Origin of the sequence: Acidovorax sp. 62 (assembly GCF_002754495.1) — a bacterium.
In the GTDB taxonomy this organism is placed as follows: Bacteria; Pseudomonadota; Gammaproteobacteria; order Burkholderiales; family Burkholderiaceae_C; genus Acidovorax.
The window spans coordinates 834,813-854,639 of sequence record NZ_PEFJ01000001.1; the positions used below are offsets into that span (position 1 = coordinate 834,813).

At 65.3% G+C, this 19,827-nt stretch carries 12 protein-coding genes; 8 read left to right on the plus strand and 4 right to left on the minus strand.

Going from position 1 to position 19,827, the window contains the following annotated elements:
• Positions 1–45: 45 nt before the first annotated feature.
• Positions 46–1,971 (minus strand): TAT-dependent nitrous-oxide reductase, encoded by a 1,926-nt coding sequence (nosZ, locus tag CLU86_RS03805; protein ID WP_099740688.1) that lies wholly within the window; start codon positions 1,969–1,971, stop codon positions 46–48.
• Between the two features lie 21 nt (positions 1,972–1,992).
• On the minus strand, positions 1,993–2,349 hold the full coding sequence (locus CLU86_RS03810; RefSeq protein WP_143226655.1) for a hypothetical protein: 357 nt from the start codon (positions 2,347–2,349) through the stop codon (positions 1,993–1,995).
• Positions 2,350–2,554: 205 nt separating this feature from the next.
• Here CLU86_RS03810 and CLU86_RS03815 point away from each other — a divergent pair, with 205 nt between their 5' ends.
• Entirely contained in the window at positions 2,555–2,956 is a 402-nt protein-coding gene (locus CLU86_RS03815; protein WP_099658535.1) for a cytochrome c5 family protein, read from the plus strand.
• Between the two features lie 10 nt (positions 2,957–2,966).
• Positions 2,967–4,037, plus strand: coding sequence for an FAD:protein FMN transferase (locus CLU86_RS03820; RefSeq protein ID WP_099740689.1), 1,071 nt, complete (start codon positions 2,967–2,969; stop codon positions 4,035–4,037).
• 109 nt (positions 4,038–4,146) lie between these two features.
• On the opposite strand, the gene CLU86_RS03825 is transcribed toward CLU86_RS03820, so the two are convergent.
• Positions 4,147–4,992: a symmetrical bis(5'-nucleosyl)-tetraphosphatase gene (locus CLU86_RS03825; protein WP_099740690.1), complete on the minus strand. Its 846-nt coding sequence runs from the start codon at positions 4,990–4,992 to the stop codon at positions 4,147–4,149.
• A gap of 397 nt (positions 4,993–5,389) precedes the next feature.
• Between CLU86_RS03825 and CLU86_RS03830 the strand changes: the two genes are divergently transcribed.
• From CLU86_RS03830 to CLU86_RS03850, 5 genes are all read left to right on the plus strand, one after another.
• Positions 5,390–5,677, plus strand: coding sequence for an H-NS family nucleoid-associated regulatory protein (locus CLU86_RS03830; protein ID WP_099654920.1), 288 nt, complete (start codon positions 5,390–5,392; stop codon positions 5,675–5,677).
• An 862-nt stretch (positions 5,678–6,539) separates the two neighbouring features.
• Positions 6,540–9,491 carry an aconitate hydratase gene (locus tag CLU86_RS03835; protein ID WP_099743256.1) on the plus strand — a complete coding sequence of 984 codons (2,952 nt, stop codon included), beginning with the start codon at positions 6,540–6,542 and terminating at the stop codon, positions 9,489–9,491.
• 334 nt (positions 9,492–9,825) lie between these two features.
• A complete protein-coding gene (locus CLU86_RS03840; RefSeq protein WP_099740691.1) occupies positions 9,826–13,152 on the plus strand; it encodes an EAL domain-containing protein in 3,327 nt (1,108 codons plus the stop codon).
• On the plus strand, positions 13,149–15,683 hold the full coding sequence (locus tag CLU86_RS03845) for a bifunctional diguanylate cyclase/phosphodiesterase (protein WP_099740692.1): 2,535 nt from the start codon (positions 13,149–13,151) through the stop codon (positions 15,681–15,683). The genes CLU86_RS03840 and CLU86_RS03845 overlap by 4 nt, the downstream gene beginning before the upstream one ends.
• 63 nt (positions 15,684–15,746) lie before the next feature.
• Positions 15,747–16,982, plus strand: coding sequence for an FAD-dependent monooxygenase (locus tag CLU86_RS03850; protein WP_099740693.1), 1,236 nt, complete (start codon positions 15,747–15,749; stop codon positions 16,980–16,982).
• A gap of 76 nt (positions 16,983–17,058) precedes the next feature.
• On the opposite strand, the gene CLU86_RS03855 is transcribed toward CLU86_RS03850, so the two are convergent.
• Positions 17,059–18,318: an MFS transporter gene (locus CLU86_RS03855; RefSeq protein WP_099740694.1), complete on the minus strand. Its 1,260-nt coding sequence runs from the start codon at positions 18,316–18,318 to the stop codon at positions 17,059–17,061.
• Positions 18,319–18,674: 356 nt separating this feature from the next.
• Between CLU86_RS03855 and CLU86_RS03860 the strand changes: the two genes are divergently transcribed.
• Positions 18,675–19,694, plus strand: a complete 1,020-nt coding sequence (locus CLU86_RS03860) for a hypothetical protein (RefSeq protein ID WP_099740695.1) — start codon at positions 18,675–18,677, stop codon at positions 19,692–19,694.
• The last annotated feature ends 133 nt before the right edge of the window (positions 19,695–19,827 follow it).

A 19,827-nucleotide genomic window follows, 5' to 3' on the forward strand; every position in this document is an offset into this window, starting at 1 on the left:
GAGAGAAGGGGGAAGGCGCTCAGCGCCTCAGGGGGATGCTCCGAATCACCCCTCCACGATCATCCGAGTGCGCATTTCCAAATGCAGCGCATGGCAGAAGTGCGTGCAGTAGCACCAGAACACACCGGGCTTGTCGGCCACGAAGCTCACCGACTTGGTCTCCAGCGGGTTCACGATGAAGTTCACGTTGTAGTTCGGGATCGCGAAGCCGTGGGTCAAGTCTTCGATCTTGTCCAGGTTGGTCAGGATCAGCGTGACCTCGTCACCCTTCTTGAGCTTGAACTCGCGCAGGCTGAAGGCCGGGGCTTGCGAGGTCATCTTCACGGTGACCTTCTTGCCATTGCGGAACACGCCGGACTCCTTGGGGTCCTTGACGGCCAGCGGGAACTCGTCGAGCGTGTAGACCTGCTTGGGACGCACCAGGTCGCGCTTGAAGATGATGAAGTCATGGGGCTCGCCACGCACAGGGTGGTCGGCCAGCAGCACCATCTTTTCGCCAGAGATGTCGATGAGCTGTTCGTTCTCGGGGTGCAGCGGGCCCACGGGCAGGAAGCGGTCCTTGGAGAACTTGCAACCCACCGCCAGGATCTTGCCGTCGGCGGCCTTGGTTTCGGACTGCGAGGCATTCAAGTGGCCGGGCTGGTATTGCACATCGAGGCGGTCCACCACGTACTTGGCGGTCTTGTCGCCTGCGTGGAACTTGATGGCGGCCTCCACGTTCCACTTCACGACCTGGCTGTCCAGGAACAGGGTGGTGTAAGCATTGCCACGGCCGTCAAACGCGGTGTGCAGCGGGCCCAGGCCCAGTTCCACTTCGGCCACGATGGCGGAGTCCAGCTTTTCAAGCTTGCCGTCAAAGTAGTCCAGCACCTTGGCCAGCTCGATCACGGTGCCGGTGGGCGAGAGCTTGCCAGCGCAGATGAAGTACTTGCCGTCGGGGCTGGCGTTCACGCCGTGCGGGTTCTTGGGCACCGACACATAGGCCGTGAGGGCAGTCTTGGGGTCCTTGTTGGCTTCGTGCGTGCCGTCCACCACAGGCACCTTGCTGGTGCCGATGGTCTTGAACTTGCCGGCCTTCACGGCGGCTTCGATGCGGCCCACGTTGAAGAACAGGCAGGCGTCGCGCTCGGCGGACATCATGTCCTCGTACTTCGCGCCCATCTCGGTGTTGTACTGGTTGGTGGCGGCCAGCTTGCCGTCGTACGACGTGGCCACCAGGTCGCAGTTGCCGTCGATCAGCACTTGCCAGCGCACTTCCATCGTTTCTGCATCCACGCAGCTGAACATGGAGCGGTATTTGCTGGAGTCTTCGGTGCCCGTGTTGGGCATGGGAATGGCGAACTCACCGCCGCAGAACACGCGCGTGGTGTAGTTGATGGCCGGGTCCACCGGGTCGGCCTTGTCCGGGAAGATGCCGTGAAAGCCCTGCACGTTGGGCAGCTTGGTGATCTTGTCGCACACGAAGTAATCGAGGCGGATGCGGGCCACGCGGCTGTTGATCTTGTCGTTGATCCAGGCGTAGCGGCCGTCATAGTTGCCGTCCTTGTACGAGGCGTGCGTGTGGTGGGTGTCGGCCACCGTGTATTCGAGGTGACCATCGGCCTTGGTGCCCATCACGGCCTTGGACTCGTTGGTGATGCCCCAGCCCACGAGCGCGTCAGGCACGAAGCAGGGAATGCGGGTGATTTCGCGGCCGGAGGGCAGACCCAGCACGCGCATGTCGCCCGTGTGGCCGCCGCTCCACAGACCGTAGTAGGTGTCCAGTTCGCCGGGCTTGAGGTGGGGGTTGGCACCACCGGCCGCGTGGCTGGCGGCGGGGGCGGCCGATGCCGGTGCTGCAGGGGTGGCAGCACTGGGCTTTTCGGTGCAGGCGGCCACACCTGCGGTCAGGCCCACGAGGGCGGCGGTGTTGATGAAGCTGCGTCGGCCCAGGCCGGCGTTGGCGGGTTGCAGGTCTTTTTTATCGCTCATGGTTTACCTCTTTAGGATGGCTCAGGAAAAAACAGGGGGAGCCCGCGCTGGCGGGCGATGGTGCGAAAGGGGAGGCTCCAGCGGCTGGCGGTGCCAGGTGGCATAGATCAGCGGTGCGGGCGGTGGCGGCACTGTTGCGGCCACCTGGGGCGGCGGTGCATCGGCAGGCAGGCACAGGGGGCAGTCCAGGCTGGCGGCGTCTGCCGGGGCCATGCCGTCGGGGGTCTGCACCACCCACTTGGCTGCGCCGGTGCCAGAGCACACCAGCTCCATCGCCCGGGGGTGCAGGGCCGGGGATGCGGCCGCCACCAGCAGTGCGAAGACGAAACAGGCCAATACCCACAGTCGCAGTGTTCGGTGTTGGCAGGTGAGTAACATGGCGGTGATAATAGATTCACCTAATATGAATCATATTGATCTGGGTCATCCTTTGGCGGGGCTCCCCCCTGTCCATCAGGGCCCTGCCAAATTACATTGCTTTCACTGTTGGAGCCGATGGCTGGCAAGGCGCTGTGTATGGCCTGTGTTGCCTTTGGCCTTGAATGTTTGACGGTTTGGACTTAACGAAGACAGGATGTTTGAGATGAAAAAAATTTCCATGGTGTGTGCGGCGGCGGCCTTGGCGTTGACCCTGGTCGGATGTGGTGACAAGAAGCCTGCGGAAGCCCCTGCGGCAGCGGCACCGGCCCCTGCGGTGGCAGCTGCGCCTGCGGCCCCCGCTGCGCCAGAAAACACGGTGGGCAAATCGGTGTACGGCAAAACCTGTGCGATGTGCCACGCCGCCGGTGTGGCCGGAGCCCCCAAGCCCGGGGACAAGGCCGACTGGGGCCCCCGCATTGCGCAGGGCAAAGACGTGTTGTACAAGCACGCCCGCGAAGGCTTTACCGGTGCCAAGGGCATGATGCCGGCCCGTGGCGGCGGCGCCAGCCTGACGGACGATGAAGTCAAGGCCGCTGTGGACTTCATGGCCGATCAATCCATCTGACGGAGGCGGCATGCGGCACAAAGCCTTCTCCTCTGCGGTGCCTGCCCTAGGGCGTCGGCGCTTGGTCATGGCGGTGCCGCTGCTGGGCGGCTTGGCCTGGGCTTGGTCAGGCCGTGCCGCTGCGCTGGAGGCCGCGCCAGGTGCCGTGCAAGGCGTTATCCTGCGCGACCGCCAGACACTGCTGGGCACGGCGGTGGACATCGTGGTGCAAGGCCCGGATAAGGCCCTGCTGCGGCAAGCGGTGGACCAGGCCTTTGCCCGCATGCAGGCGCTGCAGGCCTTGCTCAGCCGCTTTGAACCCCACAGTGCAGTGCGCCGCATCGGCGATGCTGCGGGCGTGCGCGCCGTGAAGGTGCCGCCGGTGGTGATGGGCGTGCTGCAAGAGGCCCAGCGCGTGTCTGCCGCGACCGGAGGCGCTTTTGATGCCACCGTGGGTGGTCTCAAGGCCTGGCATTTTGGGGCCGGTGAGCAGCGCATGCCCGATGCCCGCGAAGTGGCTCGCCAGTTGCAGTACGTCAATGCCGGGGCGCTGGTGCTGGATGCGCGCGCTGGCACGGCGTTTTTGCAGCGGCCCGGCATGGCGCTGGACTTGGGGGGCATTGCCAAGCTGCCGATTCTGGAAGCAGGCATGCAGGTGCTGCAGGCGCATGGCATAACCAACGCCATGGTCAACGGTGGTGGTGATGTGCTGGTGCAAGGCCAGTTGCAGGGCCGACCGTGGCGCGTGGGGCTGCGCGACCCGCGTGCACCGTCGCAGTTGCTAGGGGCTGTGGCGTTGCAAGGCCCCACCGTGGTGGCGTCGTCAGGCGACTACGAGCGCTGCTTCATGCATGCAGGGCAGCGCCAGCACCATGTGCTGGATCCCCACACGGGCTGGCCTACGCAAGGCGTGCACGGTGTGAGCCTGGTGGCCCGCTCGGTGGCCGAAGTCAACGGCCTGGGCACCGCCATGATGGTGCGGGGCCCCGAGGCTGGCCGGGCGCTGGCTGAGCAAACCCCGGGCCTGGCAGTGCTGATGGCGCGAAGCGATGGCAGCATTTGGCAGTCTGCGGCAATGCAGCGCAGGCTGGTGTCGGTGTAGTCACGGCCACTTTGCGCGGTTCAGCCATTCGCAGCGGACATGCGACAGGTCGCCGACAGCGTTTCAGCGCTGTGGTCTGAGTGATCTGGCTACAGCGCTGGCGGTTTGCTCAATTGCCCGGTGCCTGGGCTTGTTCGCAATGCACCTGGATCAACTCGCGCTGTGCCAGCGTGCTGCCGAACCGCACAGCGCTGAGGCAGCCGCCCCAGACGCAGCCTGTGTCCAGCCCCAGCAGGTGAGGGCGGTTCAACCAGCCCAGCGTGGACCAATGGCCAAAGGCCATCACCGTGTTTGCAGTGCGGCGGCCTGGGGCTTCGAACCATGGCACCAAGCCTGCCGGGGCGCTGGCTGCGCTTTCGGTGCTTTCAAAATCCATCACCCCCTCTGGCGAGCAAAAGCGCAGGCGCGTGAAGGCGTTGACGATCACCCGCAGCCGCTCGGTGCCTTCCAGGGCGCTGCTCCAGCGGTCAGGCAGGTTGCCGTACATCTGGTGCAAAAAATCAGGCAGGTCGGGGCCCTTCAATACAGCATGCACCTCATCGGCCAAAGCCAGTGCGTCTTGCGCCGTCCACTGCGGCAATACGCCTGCGTGCACCATCAGCAGCGTTTCGCCCGCATGTTCGTGCTGGCGTGCCAGGGGTTGGTGGCGCAGCCACTGCAGTAGTGCATCCCGGTCTGGGGCGTCCAGCACGTGGTGGAGCGTGTCGCGCTTGGAGGGCTTGCGCGCGCCATGGGCGGCCGCCAGCAGGTGCAGGTCGTGGTTTCCGAGCAGCGCGCGCAGCGCGTCGCCATGGGCGGCGCAGCGGCGCAGCACGGCCGCTGATTCGGGGCCGCGGTTGACCAGGTCGCCCAACAGGTAAACGGTGTCGCGGCTGGGTGAAAAACCAATGCTGTCCAAAAGCCTGCCCAATGCGCTGTCGCAGCCTTGAATGTCGCCGATGCAGTAAATAGCCATGTCGTTCCAAAAAGGGGTATCGCGCTGATTTTCCGCCAAGTCAGCTTCGTAGAGCGCTCTCCTGCCAATACCGCGCAGCCTGCACCGCAATGGTGAAATGGCGGTGTGGTGAGATACACGGATTTTCTGATGTGGGTGATGTCGGTATTGGCAGACCAGACCGTGGCCAGATTCTGAATGGGCCCATTCCATGCAAGAGGTGGCATGGCTATGCCCCGGGAGGGTTGGACGGGGCTGTGGGCACTGGGGGCTGAATCGCTGACCCTAAATACAGTCTTTTTGAAGGTGTTATTTGAATTCCTTGCGGAACTCCATCAATTTTCCGGGCTCAAGGGCACTGGGCGCTATTTTTTTCTTATAATCGCGAAACTGCCCTACTTACTTTTGATTACGCACCATGACCACTTACAAAGAACTGCTGAAGCAACGTGAAGCCCTGGAGCAACAAATCAGCGAAGCCCGCCGACGCGAACTGAGCGACGCTGTGAACCAGGTCCGTGCTTTGGTGGCTGAATTTGGTTTGACTTCGCAAGACGTATTCCCCACGGGCCGCGCACGCAGCGCCAGCGCAGGTACCAAGGTCGCTCCCAAGTACCGCAATCCCGCCACCGGTGAAACCTGGACAGGCCGTGGCAAGGCGCCCAAGTGGATTCAAAACGAAAACCGTGAGCAATTCATCATTTAATGACCGGCATTCACGGTCAATATAAAAAAAGCCCGCGTTAGCGGGCTTTTTTTATGGCTGCTCCATTGGCATGCAGGTTTCCAGGATTTTGTCACCAGCCATTGCAGCAGGGTTTTGGGCCCATCGGGGGGAAAAGTAGGCTGCGTTTTACCCCCGCATCGTTCCCGGCGGTTTTCCATGCAAACACTTTGGTGTCATTTTGACGTTTTGGAAACAATGGGGCTCCTGCGGTGTGCTTCATCACTATCACCCCCTTTCCTAATCAAAGTTAAAGATGCGGTTAGGGCTTTGGGTGGCATTGCGATGGGGCAGTTTGGGGCGTGGGCATATTGCGGCCAGAGAACTGCGCAATACAGGTACGGCGCGCTTTTCCTGCCGGGGGATGGGCGTTCAGGGTGAGAAGGGGTGGTGCTTGGCGGGCTTCTCTTGTGCCGCAAGGTTGTGCGTGTGCGGTTTAAGTCGTTAACCCGCTTGGGGTTATCCGTAGACGTGTCCTGGTTATGCCCGCCAACGAAGTTTCCGTGCCACGCACGATGGCCCCAGCGTTCTGTGTGTGAATCATCGTGCCCCGGGCCTTGTGGCCTTGGCGGCCTACCTCGCGGCGTCCCCTCGCCATAGCGGCTGCCGCTGGATGTCCCCACGATTGCATCCTAGCCTGAGGGTGCCAGAATGGAAGCAGCGCCCCCAGAACCAGTGGATGACCTTTCGTGCCCTCGAAAAGACCGTTAACGGGTTTTGACGCCCGCGCCTTTGCCGTCCGGTCGTGCCACCAGTGCCTTGGTGCTTGCGGCAAATGACCGGGCGGGAGGGGCCCACGCTCTTTGAACCGGTTTCTCCCCCGTTGTCTTCACAGGAGTTCGCCATGGCCTCATCGCCCAAGCCAGCCACAGCCTTGCCGTCTGCCCCCGCGCACCACGCGTTTTCCTACACCCTCCAGCGCTTTCAGACAGCGTCTGGCAAAGAGGGGCAGTTCTATTCCCTGCCCGCGCTGGCCAAGCAGTTCCCGCAGATCCGCCGCCTGCCCGTGTCGATCCGCATCGTGCTCGAATCGGTGCTGCGCAACTGCGATGGCCGCAAGGTCACGGCCGAGCATGTCAAGGAGCTGGCCCACTGGGCGCCCCAGGCCGAGCGCAAGGACGAGATCCCTTTCGTCGTCTCGCGCGTGGTGCTGCAGGACTTCACCGGTGTGCCTTTGCTGGCCGATCTGGCCGCCATGCGCAGCGTGGCCGCCAAGCTGGGCAAGAACCCCAAGAAGATCGAGCCCCTGGTGCCGGTGGACCTGGTGGTGGACCACTCGATCATGGTCGACCACTACGGCAAGAAGAATTCGCTCGATCTGAACATGAAGCTGGAGTTCCAGCGCAACCGCGAGCGCTACGAGTTCATGAAGTGGGGCATGCAGGCCTTTGACACCTTTGGCGTGGTGCCCCCGGGCTTCGGCATCGTGCACCAGGTCAACCTCGAATACCTGGCGCGCGGCGTGCACAAGCGCAAAGATGGCGTCTACTACCCCGACACCCTGGTTGGCACCGACAGCCACACCACCATGATCAACGGCATTGGCGTGGTGGGCTGGGGCGTGGGCGGCATCGAGGCCGAGGCCGCCATGCTGGGCCAGCCGGTGTACTTCCTCACCCCCGATGTGGTGGGCTTTGAGATGACTGGCCAGCTGCGCGAAGGCGTGACGGCCACCGACCTGGTGCTCACCGTGACCGAGCTGCTGCGCCAGCACAAGGTGGTGGGCAAGTTCGTCGAGTTTTTTGGTGAGGGCACCCGCACCCTGGCGTTGCCCGACCGGGCCACCATTGGCAACATGGCACCCGAGTACGGCGCCACCATGGGATTCTTCCCGGTCGATGAAAAAACGATTGACTACTTCCAGGGCACGGGCCGCACCAAGGCCGAGATCGAAGCCTTTGAGGCCTACTTCAAGGCCCAGGGCCTGTTCGGTGTGCCGCTGGCGGGCGAGGTGGACTATTCGCAGGTTGTCAAACTCGACCTCGGCAGCGTCACCCCCAGCCTGGCAGGCCCCAAGCGCCCGCAGGACCGCATCGAGCTGGGCCAGGTCAGCCGCCAGTTTGCGGATCTGTTCAGCAAGCCCAATGCACAAAATGGCTTTAACCGCCCGGCCGAGTTGCTGCACACCCGCCACCATATCCACCGGGGCCAGGACGTGGTGCAGGAGGCCGCGCCTAAGGACCAACCCGCGCCCGCAGGCGCGCCGCGTTCGGTGGCCGAGATGGAAGGCAACAAGCCCGCGTTGGCCACGGCCCACGCTGATGCCGCAGCCGCCATGCCCACCAAGGGGGCGGACCCCACCGTGGGCAATGGTGACGTGTTGATTGCTGCCATTACCAGTTGCACCAACACCAGCAACCCCAGCGTGCTGCTGGCTGCCGGTCTGCTGGCCAAGAAGGCAGTGGAAGCGGGGCTCAAGGTGCAGCCGCACATCAAGACTTCACTGGCCCCTGGCTCGCGCATCGTCACCGAATACCTCACGCAGACCGGCCTGCTGCCTTACCTGGAAAAGCTGGGCTTTGCGCTGGCGGGCTACGGCTGCACCACCTGCATCGGCAATGCGGGTGACCTCACGCCCGAGCTGAACGAGGCCATCACCAGTAACGACCTGGTCTGCGCGGCGGTGCTCTCGGGCAACCGCAATTTCGAGGCGCGCATTCACCCCAACCTCAAGGCCAATTTTTTGGCCAGCCCGCCGCTGGTGGTGGCCTATGCCATCGCGGGCACGGTGCTCAAGGACCTGATGACCGAGCCGGTGGGCCAGGGCAAGGGAGGCAAAGACATTTACCTGGGAGACATTTGGCCGACCAGCGACGAAATCCACGCGCTGCTGAAGTTCGCCATGAACGGGAAGACCTTCCGCGAGAACTACGCCAAGGTGGCGTCCGACCCCGGCAAGCTGTGGGAAAAGATCAAGGGCGTGGGTGGCAACGCCTACACCTGGCCCGCCAGCACCTACATTGCCGAGCCACCGTTCTTTGCCCAATTTGCTATTGAAAAAGGAGCTGCTGGCGCTTATGAATCAAGCGCTGGAGGCCAAAATAATGCCAAACTTCCCTCGGTGCTGGGCGCCCGCGTCATGGCGCTGTTTGGCGACTCCATCACCACCGACCACATTTCGCCCGCAGGCTCCATCAAGGAAAGCTCGCCCGCCGGCCAGTGGCTGCTGCAGCACGGTGTGCAAAAGGCGGACTTCAACAGCTACGGCGCGCGCCGGGGCAACCACGATGTGATGGTGCGCGGCACCTTTGCCAACGTGCGCATCAAGAACCTGATGATTCCACCCACGGCCGATGGCTCGCGCGAAGAGGGCGGCGTGACCGTGTTCCAGAACGAGGGGCCGCTGCAAGGCGAGAAGATGTTCATCTTCGACGCCGCCATGCAGTACATGGCGCAAAAGACCCCCACCGTGATCTTTGCGGGCGAGGAATACGGCACCGGCTCCAGCCGCGACTGGGCGGCCAAGGGCACGCAGCTGCTGGGCATCAAGGCCGTGGTGGCACGCAGCTTTGAGCGCATTCACCGCTCCAACCTGGTGGGCATGGGCGTGCTGCCACTGCAGTTCAAGGCCGGGCAGTCGTGGGAGACGCTGGGCCTCGTGGGCAGCGAAGTCATCGATGTGGTGCCAGACCCCGCGCTCACGCCGCAAAGCGATGCCAAGCTGGTGATCCACCGTGGCGATGGCACCCACCAGGAGGTGATGGTGACCTTGCGCATCGACACCCCCATTGAGGTGGATTACTACCAGGCGGGCGGCATCCTGCCTTTTGTGTTGCGACAACTGCTGCAGCCTTGAGGTGGGCCCGCCGGGGGGCAGGGGGTGCGCCAACGGCTTGGCGTTGGCGGCGTACCCGCGCCGCAACGGCGGGGAAGAGTGGATGGACAGGCGTTAACGCCTAGATACACTCAAAGCTGTGCAGAGCCTCTTTTGCGCAGGCTGCTGCGGTAGCGCCCCGACCCGTGTGGTGGAGGAGGTTCACCGATGGGGTCGGGAATGTGCGCAGCTGCTGCGTGTGCGGTTGGGGCTTTCAAGGTGGTGTGGTGTGCGGGCCTGCACGGGCGCCTTGCGGTGCGGGCTCCAAATTCCAAATGCTTGTTGTGGCTCACGTTTTCGAATCGGCCCCTGCCCTATGCGTTTTCTTTCTCGCCGCTCTCTTGCAGGCGCCTTTGCCTCAGATTCACCCGCTGTGACGGTGGTGCTGGTGGTGGCCGCCCTGGTGCTGTTGCTGCCGCCCCTGTCCGTGCTGCTGGGGGGCGAGGGGCATGCCCTGCACGGGGTTGAGCCCTTGATGGAGCTGGCCTCGGTGCTGCTGGGGCTGCTGGTGGTTTCGGTCTCCTTGAACGTGCTGGACCCGCGCGAGCAGGGCCGCTCTAACGTGCTGGTGGTGGGGTTTGGTCTGGCCGCGGTGTGCAATTTTCTGCATGGTGCCGTGGCCCACTCGCCCGAAGGGCATCTGGCAGCGGGCTCGGCCGATGTGTCGCTGTGGATGAGCACCTGGGCGCGCCTGGCAGAGTGGGCCGCGCTCACCTTGGTGGCGGCACGTTACTCCTTGCCGGGGCAGCCCCGTGCCTGGGCGGCGGCCGCGGGCCTGTGGGCGTTTGGCATGCTGTGGCTGGCTTCGGTGGGCGTGCCCACCTGGTTTGCGCACACAGGGCTGCGCAAGCCCCTGGGGCTGGTCCTGGTGGTGGCGTTGGGGGCCACGGCCGTGTGGCTTTACCGGGGCACAGCGGTGCAGGGGCGTGAGCGGTTCATGGCCTGGGCTGCGGGCGCTTTCATGTGTGGTGAGCTGGTGGTGGGCTTGGGGGGCGGCATGCAAGGCCAGCACTCCACTTGGGGCAACCCGCTGGCCCACGGCTTTCGGGTGCTGGCCTATGCGCTGCTGTTCCAGGGCGTTTTCATTGCGGGCATCCGTCGCCCTTATGTGCAGGTGCGCGAGGCGCAAGAGCGGCTGCGCGACAGTGAGTTGAGGCTGCAGCTGCTGGGGCGCAACCTGCCCCACAGCGTGCTCTACCAGATCGTGCGCGAGGCCGATGGCACCACCCGTTTTGTGCACATGGGGGATGCGATTGAGCGGCTCAATGGCGTGACGGCGGCGCAGGTGCTCAGCGACATGGAGGTGCTGCACCAACAGATCGTGCCCGAAGACCTGCAGGCGCTGGTGGCCGCGCGCCGCGAATCGTTTCACGCCATGGCATCGATGGAAGTGGTGGTGCGCATGCGTCGCCCGGACGGTGAGTTGCGCTGGATGCGGCTGAGCGCCTCGCCGCGTGCGCTGGAGGGCGGCCGGGTGATCTGGGACGGGGTGCAAAGCGACATCACCGCCGAGCGCCAGGCCGAGGTGGCGGCCCATGCGCACGAGGCGCAGATGGCCGACGTGCTGCGGCGGGTGCCCGGCGGCGTGGCGCGCATCGACCGCGACCTGCGTGTGCTCTACATGAACGCGCAGCAGGCCGACTGGCTGCAGCAGCCGGTGCAGGCCCTGGAGGGGCAGCGCCTGCCCGAGGTGATTTCGCCCTGGCTCATGGCGCGTTTGCGTGGGCCGATTGAGCAGGCGTTTACCGGGCAGACCGTGGTGTTTGAGCACCGGTCGGACTCCGAGAGGGGCACCCAATACTGGCGCACCACCATCGTGGCCGAATCGGCCGAGGGCCAGTCGCCCCCTGCGGTGGTGCTGTTTGCCTATGAATTGACGGACGTCAAGCGCATCGAGCTGGAGCTGGCTGAGCAAAAGACCCACCTGGCCAGCGTGGTCAACGCCATGCCCGACATGGTGTTCCTGAAAGACGTGGAGGGTGCGTACCTGGCCTGCAATCCAGTGTTTGAGCGGTTTGCGGGCCGCCCGGAGCGGGACCTCCTGGGCCTGACCGACCTGGATTTTGTGCCCGAGGCCGACGCCCAGAGGTTCCGGGCCATGGACCGCCGGGCCATTGCGGCCTGGCAGCCAGTGGTGTACGAGGAGACTTTGACCTTTGCCGAAGACGGCTACCAGGGCCAGTTTGAAACCATCAAAACCCCCATCCGCGATTCGCAAGGCCGCGTGACTGGTGTGCTGGGGGTGTGCCGCGACATCACAGACCGCAAGCGAGCAGAGCAAGAGATCGAAAGGCTGGCGTTCTACGACGCCCTGACAGGCCTGCCCAACCGGCGCCTGCTGCTGGACCGGCTGCAACGCTCCATCGCCGCAGGCCAGCGCACCAAAGCCCAAGGGGCGCTGCTGTTCATCGACCTCGATAACTTCAAAGACTTGAACGACACCCTGGGCCACGACATGGGCGACCAGCTTTTGTCGCAAGTGGCCGCCCGCCTGGTGGGCAGCGTGCGCGAAGCCGACACCGTCTCACGCTTTGGGGGCGACGAATTCGTCGTCATGCTGGAAAACCTCAGCGCCGACCTGCACGAAGCCGCCAGCCAGGCAGAAATCGTCGCCGACAAACTTCTGGCCAGCCTGAACGAACCCTTCGCGCTGGACGGAGGCCAACACTACAGCACCCCCAGCATCGGCATCACCCTGTACGGAGAACAACGCCTGACGGTCGATGAACTGCTCAAACGCGCAGACCTGGCCATGTACCAGGCCAAAGCCGCAGGACGCAACACCCAACGCTTCTTTGACCCCGACATGCAAGCGGCGGTGAACGCCCGCTCCAACCTGGAAGCCGACCTGCGCCAAGGCCTGGCACGGGGCGAACTCATGGTGCACTACCAACCCGTGGTGGACCACGACGGCAAACTCGTGGGGGCAGAAGCCCTGGCACGCTGGCGCCACCCCCAGCGCGGCATGATCAGCCCGGCAGACTTCATCCCCCTGGCAGAGCAAACCGGCCTGATCCTGCCACTGGGGCAAACCGTACTGCACACCGCCTGCAGCCAACTGGCCGCCTGGGCGCAAAACCCGGCCACAGCGCACCTGACCCTGTCGGTGAACGTCAGCGCCCGGCAATTCAGACAAGCAGGCTTCGTGGCCCAAGTGCTGGGCACCTTGAAAGACTGCCAGGCCGACCCGCACCGACTCAAACTCGAACTCACGGAAAGCCTGCTGCTGGGAGACATCGAAGACACGATAGAGCGCATGGAGCAACTCAAGAAAGAAGGGGTGGGCTTTGCGCTGGACGACTTTGGCACGGGGTACTCGAGCTTGAGCTACCTCAAGCGGCTGCCGCTGGACCAGGTGAAGATAGACCAGAGCTTTGTGCGGGACGTGCTGAGCGACCCGAACGACGCGGCGATTGTGAGGACGATCCTGGCGCTGGCCAAGAGCCTGGACCTGGAGGTGGTGGCCGAGGGGGTGGAGACGGCGGGGCAGCTGGGGTTCTTGAGGCTGCATGGGTGCGAGGGGTTCCAGGGGTATCTGTTTGGCAGGCCTGTGCCCGTGGACGTGTTTGAGCGCGACCATGACCTGAGCCACCCTGAGGGCGCACAGCCCACGCAACCCCCACCACCCGGGGCGCGTGCATGACCGCAGCGGTGCTCTGGATTGACGAGGATGTGGCACACGCGCAGGCAGCCCAGGCGCTGCTGGCCACCACGTTGCCCGATTGCCGGGTCGTGCATGGCACCTGTGCAGCCGATGCCGCGGGGGCGTTGGCCTCGCAGGCGTGGCGGGCTGTGGTGCTGTGCCTGCCGCCCACGGCCACCGATGTGGCCGGGCCGCTGGCGCTGTGCGCCGGGCACCCCGTGCTGCTGTGTGTGGCCCCGGCGCAAGAGGCGCTGGCTGCGCGGGGCTTTCGCTGTGGGTTGGGCGACTATGTGCTGCGCGCGCAGGTGCCTCTGGACGCGGATGGCGCGGCGGCCCATGCGCATCTGCCTGAGCTGCTGCAGCGGCTGGCCGCGCTGTTGCAGCAGCCCGTAGTGCCTCAGGGGCCAGAGCAGCCCCAGGCCCTGGGGCAATTGCAGCGGCAGCGGCTGGCGCTGCAGGCCACGCTGGGGCGCATGAGCCAAGGCATCTTCAAGACCGGGCCCGACGGCCGTGTGCACATCTACAACCAGCGCGTGCTGGAGTTGTTGGACCTTCCCGAATCGCTCATGACCACCCAGCCCACGCTGGCGCAGGTGACGCAGGTGCAGGCGCAGCGCGGTGATTTTGGCGAAGGCTATTCGCTGGTGGATGCGCGCGGGCAGGCGTACGTGGCCCAGGGGGCTGTCGCGGCATCGCCCGCCCTGTACTGGCGCGCCACCCGCGATGGCCGCACGCTGGAAGTGCGTACCACGGCGGTGGACGATGGCGGCCTGGTCCGCACCTTTGCCGATGTGAGCGACTATGTGCGCGTGGAGGCCGAGCTGCGCGAGAGCGAGGCGCGCTTTCGCTCGCTCAGCGATCTGTCGTCAGACTGGTATTGGGAGACCGATGCCCGAGGGTGCTTTGTGCAACTGGCGGGCGACTTGAGCATCAACGGCATCACCCAGGCAGACGTGCTGGGCCGCACCCGCTGGGAGCTGGGCGCGCTGAACATGAACGAGGCCGACTGGGCTACCCACCGTGCCGTGCTGGTATCCAAACAGCCCTTTCGCGACCTGGAACTGCAGCGCAGGCGCCCTGACGGCACCTTGCACTGGATCAGCGTGAGCGGCGTGCCCTTGCTGGACGGGCAGGGCGCTCTGCGGGGCTATCGCGGCGTGGGCCGCGACATCACCGAGCGCAAGGGCGTGGAAAGCCAGATTGAGCGCCTGGCGTTTTACGACGCCCTGACCGGCCTGCCCAACCGCAGGCTGCTGGTAGACCGGATGCAGCGTGCGCTCAAGACCGTGGCGCGGCGGCCTGTGCACGGCGCCTTGCTGTTCATTGACTTGGACAACTTCAAGGACCTGAACGACACCCAGGGCCATGACCAGGGCGACGAGCTGCTGGTGCAGGTGGCGCAGCGCCTGCAAGGCTGCGTGCGCGCCACCGACACCGTGGCGCGTTTTGGGGGCGACGAGTTTGTGGTGCTGGTGGAAGATTTGAGCACGGAGGCCGCTCAGGCCAGTGCCGAAGCGGCCTTGGTGGCCAGCTACATCATCACCACGCTGGGCAAGCCCTACTCCATGGGGCCTTTGGGCGACACAAGCTACCACAGCACGCCCAGCATTGGCATTGCGCTGTTTGGCCCGCACCAGCCCTGCTCGGTGGACGAGTTGCTCAAACATGCCGACCTGGCCATGTACCAGGCCAAGGCCGCTGGCCGCAACACCCAGCGTTTTTTCGACCCCGAGATGCAGGCCGCCGCCCGCGCCCGCTCAGCGCTGGAGGCCGATCTGCGCCGGGGCCTGCAGCAGCAGGAGATGCGGCTGTACTTTCAGCCGGTGGTGGACTGCAGCGGCCAACTGCAGGGGGCCGAGGCCCTGGTGCGCTGGTACCACCCACAGCGCGGTGTGGTGGCCCCGGCCGAGTTCATCGGCATGGCAGAGCAGACCGGGCTGATCCTGCCGCTGGGCCAGTGGGTGCTGGAGGCGGCCTGCCAGCAACTGGTGGCCTGGTCGCGCACACGGCTCACGCGGGCGCTGTTCCTGTCGGTCAACGTGAGCGTGCGGCAGTTTCGGCAGGCCGATTTTGTGGAGCAACTGCTGCAGGTGCTGCAGCAGACCGGCGCGAACCCCGAGCGCTTGAAGCTGGAGCTGACCGAGAGCCTGCTGCTGGCCGATGTGGAGGACGTGATCGCCCGCATGCAGCAGCTGCGCGAGCGGGGCGTGGGCTTCTCGCTAGACGACTTTGGCACGGGCTACTCGTCGCTGAGCTACCTCAAGCGCCTGCCGCTGGACCAGCTCAAGATCGACCAGGGCTTTGTGCGCGACGTGCTCACCGACCCCAACGACGCGGCCATCGTGCGCACGATCTTGGCGCTGGCCAACAGCCTGGATTTGGGCGTGGTGGCCGAAGGGGTGGAGACGCAGGGCCAGCTTGAATTCCTCAAACAGCACGGCTGCCCGGCGTTTCAAGGCTATCTGTTTGGCCGCCCCATGCCTGTGGCGGTGTTGGAGGCCGCGCTCGTGCCCGCGGGCGTCGAAGCGTAAAACTTGATCTGGGGCAGGGCTTCCGTAGGCCCCAGGCACCCCCGCAGGCCCGACAATGCGCGGATGAAAAAGCAGGTATTGATTGCCGGAGGCGGCATTGGCGGCATGGCTGCGGCGCTGGCCGCGTCGCGCGCAGGGTGGGACGTGCGCATGTACGAGCGCGTGGCGGCGTTCTCAGAGGTGGGCGCAGGCGTGCAACTGGGGCCCAACGTGGTGCGCTGCCTGCAGGCCTGGGGCCTGCAAAAGGCCTTGCAGCAAGTCGCGGCCTTCCCCGACAAACTGCAGGTGCGCAGCGCCCTCAGCGGGCAAGAGCTGGGCACGCTGGCGCTGGGCCGCACGGCGGTGCAGCGCTACGGAGCAGCCTACGCCACCATCCACCGCGCCGACCTGCATGCCCTGCTGCACGAGGGCGTGCAGCGCTACACCGATGCGCAACTGCACCAGGGCCTGGCCATCGAATCCTTTGTGGACGCCAGCACCACCGCCCAAAGCGTGCCAGGGGCCGAGACCGTGGTGACGGTGCGCACCAGCCAGGGCAAAGAGATCGAGGGTGACGCCCTCATTGGCGCCGACGGCCTGTGGAGCCGCACCCGCACCCAGCTGCTGGGCTACCAAAGCCCCCGGGTGACGGGGCACCTGGCCTACCGCGCCCTGGTGCCGCAAAGCGCGCTGCCACCCTCGTTGCGCACGCGCCAGGTCACCGCCTGGCTGGGCCCGCGCCTGCACATGGTGCAGTACCCCGTGCGCCGGGGCGAGCTGCAAAACCTGGTGGTCATCGTGCAAGGCCCCGCACCCGCCAACCTGGAAACCTGGGACCACGACGCCAACGCCCGCGACCTGGAAGATGCCCTGCACGGCACCAGCACCGCACTGCAGCACGCCGTGCACAGCGTAGAGGCCGCAGGCAGCGGCTGGCGCCTGTGGCCCCTGTGCGACCGGCCCCCTGTGCGCAACCCCGACGAGATGGCCCAGGGCCTGGTGGCACTGCTGGGCGACGCCGCCCACCCCATGCGCCCCTACTTGGCGCAGGGTGCAGGCATGGCGATTGAAGACGCCGCCCAGCTCGAGAGCGCCTTGTCCATGCACGACCTGGACGTGCCGCTGCGCCTGCGCCGCTACGCCGTCAACCGCTGGCAGCGCAACGCACGGGTGCAAGCCCGCTCCACGCGCAACGGGCGCATCTTTCACGCCACCGGCCTGGTGCGCTGGGGGCGCGACTGGTCGCTCAAACTGCTGGGCGAACGGGTGCTGGATGTGCCCTGGCTGTACCGGGGCGATGTGGGTGATGCCAGTCGTTGACAGCTTTTTGCTATTAAATATGTAGCTTCTAGCGCTTAATCAATAAGCGCTAGAGCCTATTTTTGAATGAATTTTTTCAAGCTCCGGGCGGGCGAGGCAACCCGCGAAAAGCCGCCGCCCCCACGGCCAGCATGCCCGCAATGGTGAACATCACCACCCCATAGGGGTCGGCCCCCTGGGCTTTGGCGGCCGAGGCGGCTGCGCCTGTGGCCCACTGCATCAGTGCCACCCCAAAAAATAACGCCATGGTGAAGACCGACATGGCGCGCCCTGTCATGGCCGCCGGGTAGGCCGACCGCACATCGGCGTACTGCAGCACCATGTAGCCCGACAGCAGCCCCACCGCAATCGGCCCGGCCACATCCAGCCACGCCAGCGGCCACCCGCCCATGGCGGCAAACAGCGCGGCCATCAGCACGGTGTAGCCCGTCAGCCAGCGCCTGCGGGCGCCGGGGCCCGGGTCCAGCCGACCAAAAAAGGCCGGGCTGAACAGCGACACCAACGACATCACCGTGGCCACATGGCCGCTGGCCACCAGGCTGAAGCCGTGCCGCTCGATCAGCAACGGCCCCAGCCACAGCCCGCGCAGCGACAGCATGGCCGCATAGGTCATCAGCGCCAGCAGCAAAATGCCCGCCGTGTGCGGCAGCAGAAAGAGTGCGCCAAAGCCGCGCACCGCCTGCAGCACCGATTCGCGCGGCAAGCTGTGTTGCGCCTGCGTTGCGGGCTCGCGCACCTTCCAGTAAATCAACCCCCAGGCCAGTGCCGCCAGCGCGGCAAGCACCCCAAACCCCATGCGCCAAGACGATTGCTGCACCAGCCACGCCAACGGTGTGCCGGTGAACAGCATGCCCAGCCCGCCCACCCCCATGGCCACGCCAGATACGGCTGCAAACTGCGACGGTGCAAAGTAGCGGGCGATGAACACCGTGCACACCAAAAACGCGGGTGCGCAGCCCACCCCGATCAACACCTGCCCCAGCAGCACCGCCCCATAGCTGGGGGCCAGTGCCGACAGCGCCGCGCCCGCAATCGCCAGCGGAAACGCCACCAGCAGCGTGCGCCGCACGCCGTACAGGTCAATGCCAATGCCCATGAAAAGCTGCATGGCCCCAAACGCAAAGGCAAACGCGCCGGCAAACACGCCCAGGGCCTGGGCCGACAGCGCAAACTCGGCCTGCAAGCCCGTGGCCATGATGGCGGTGATGGTGCGAAACGCCTGGCTCAGCGCAAAACCGCTCACCAGTGCCAGCAACATGGCCCAGGCCTGCCGGGGCTGCAGCGCCAAAGGACGGGTGAAGGGCGGCGCGCTGGGTGGGTTGGGTGGAGTAGCCATGGCAACAAGCGTAACGCTTGGTGTGGCCGGCACCTGTCTCTCGGGTGCCGCCGCGATGGCTTTGAACAGGTTCTTAGCGCCAGCGGGCCAGGCGTGCGGCAACCGCCCGCAGCCTTGCATCGCCCACTCTGCGCCTATTTGCGGTCCTTGGGGGCGCCACCCACGCCGCGCTGCGTGCACCAAAAAGCGTTGGAGCGGCATTTTTCCGCACCGATAATCGCCCCCGGGTTTGCGCGGTCAACGGGCAGCCCCGGCGCCCGTTAGAGGGAGGCGCCCTGGAGCTGTTTGCTTTGGCTCCCCATCCTCACAAAATCAATATCGCTGCCGCGATGATTCCAACACCTCAGGAGGTTTTCATGTTGCTTCGCAACCCCTTGTACGGCTTTTGGGCCGCTTTATTGTTGTTCTTTGGGTTGCTGGCCCCAGCGGCTGCCCAGCGCGGGGGCGACAGTGGCGCCTATCAGGTGCTGAGTGCCCGCTACGGCACGGCCGAGCGCAACGTGGACGTGACCGAGCGGCTGCGGCAACTGGCTGGGATGGACCAGCCCATTCGCGTCCACAACGACACGTTTGGTACCGACCCTGACCGGGGCCGCGTCAAGGTGCTGCGCATTTACGCCCGTGGCCCCAACGGCGCCACCCGCACCTTTGAATACCGCGAAGACAGCATTGTGGACGGCACCCAGTTCACGGGCTGGACGGGCGGCAACTGGGGCCAGGGCGGGCACAACGGCGGCTGGCATGGCAACCAGGGTGGTGGCCAGGGCAACGATGGCCGCGATGACGGCGAGTTCCGCATCCTGCAGGCTCTGTATGGCACCTCGGAGCACCACGTGGACGTGACCCGCCGCCTGCGCGACCTGGCACGCGACGACCGCGCCATTGCGCTGACCAACGACACCTTTGGCGTAGACCCCCACCGGGGCCGCAGCAAGACCCTGCGCATTTATGTGCGCACCCGTGGTGGCCAAGAGCGCATGTTCGAATACCCCGAAGGCAGCACCATCGATGGCGCCCGCTTCACGGGCTGGGGCGGTGGCAACTGGGGCAATGAAGGCTGGAACGGCGGCTGGCAGGGCGGTGGCAACCAGGGCGGATACCAAGGTGGCAACCAAGGCGGATATGGCAACAACCAGCCGCGCAACCAACTGGTCATCCTCAATGCCGTGTATGGCGCTGGCGGCCAGATGGTGAACCTGACCGAGCGCCTGCGCTCCATGGCCCAGGGCGACCGCCTGAGCACCCGTGTCGGCAACGAACTGGCGGGCTATGACCCGGCCCCCAATGTGCCCAAGGTGCTGTGGGTGACCTACACCATGGGCGGCCGCGAGCAGCGCGTGAGCGTGCGCGAGGGCGAGTACCTGAGCCTGCCCTGACAGGCCCGCCCCTGCGGGAGGGTATGACCGCAGGGGCATTGCGATGCTATGAAAAAAAGAGCTGCCAGCGCTTGATTTACAAGCGCTGGCAGCTCTTTTGGCTTGAAACGGTATCTGTCTCGGATGGCTCTCA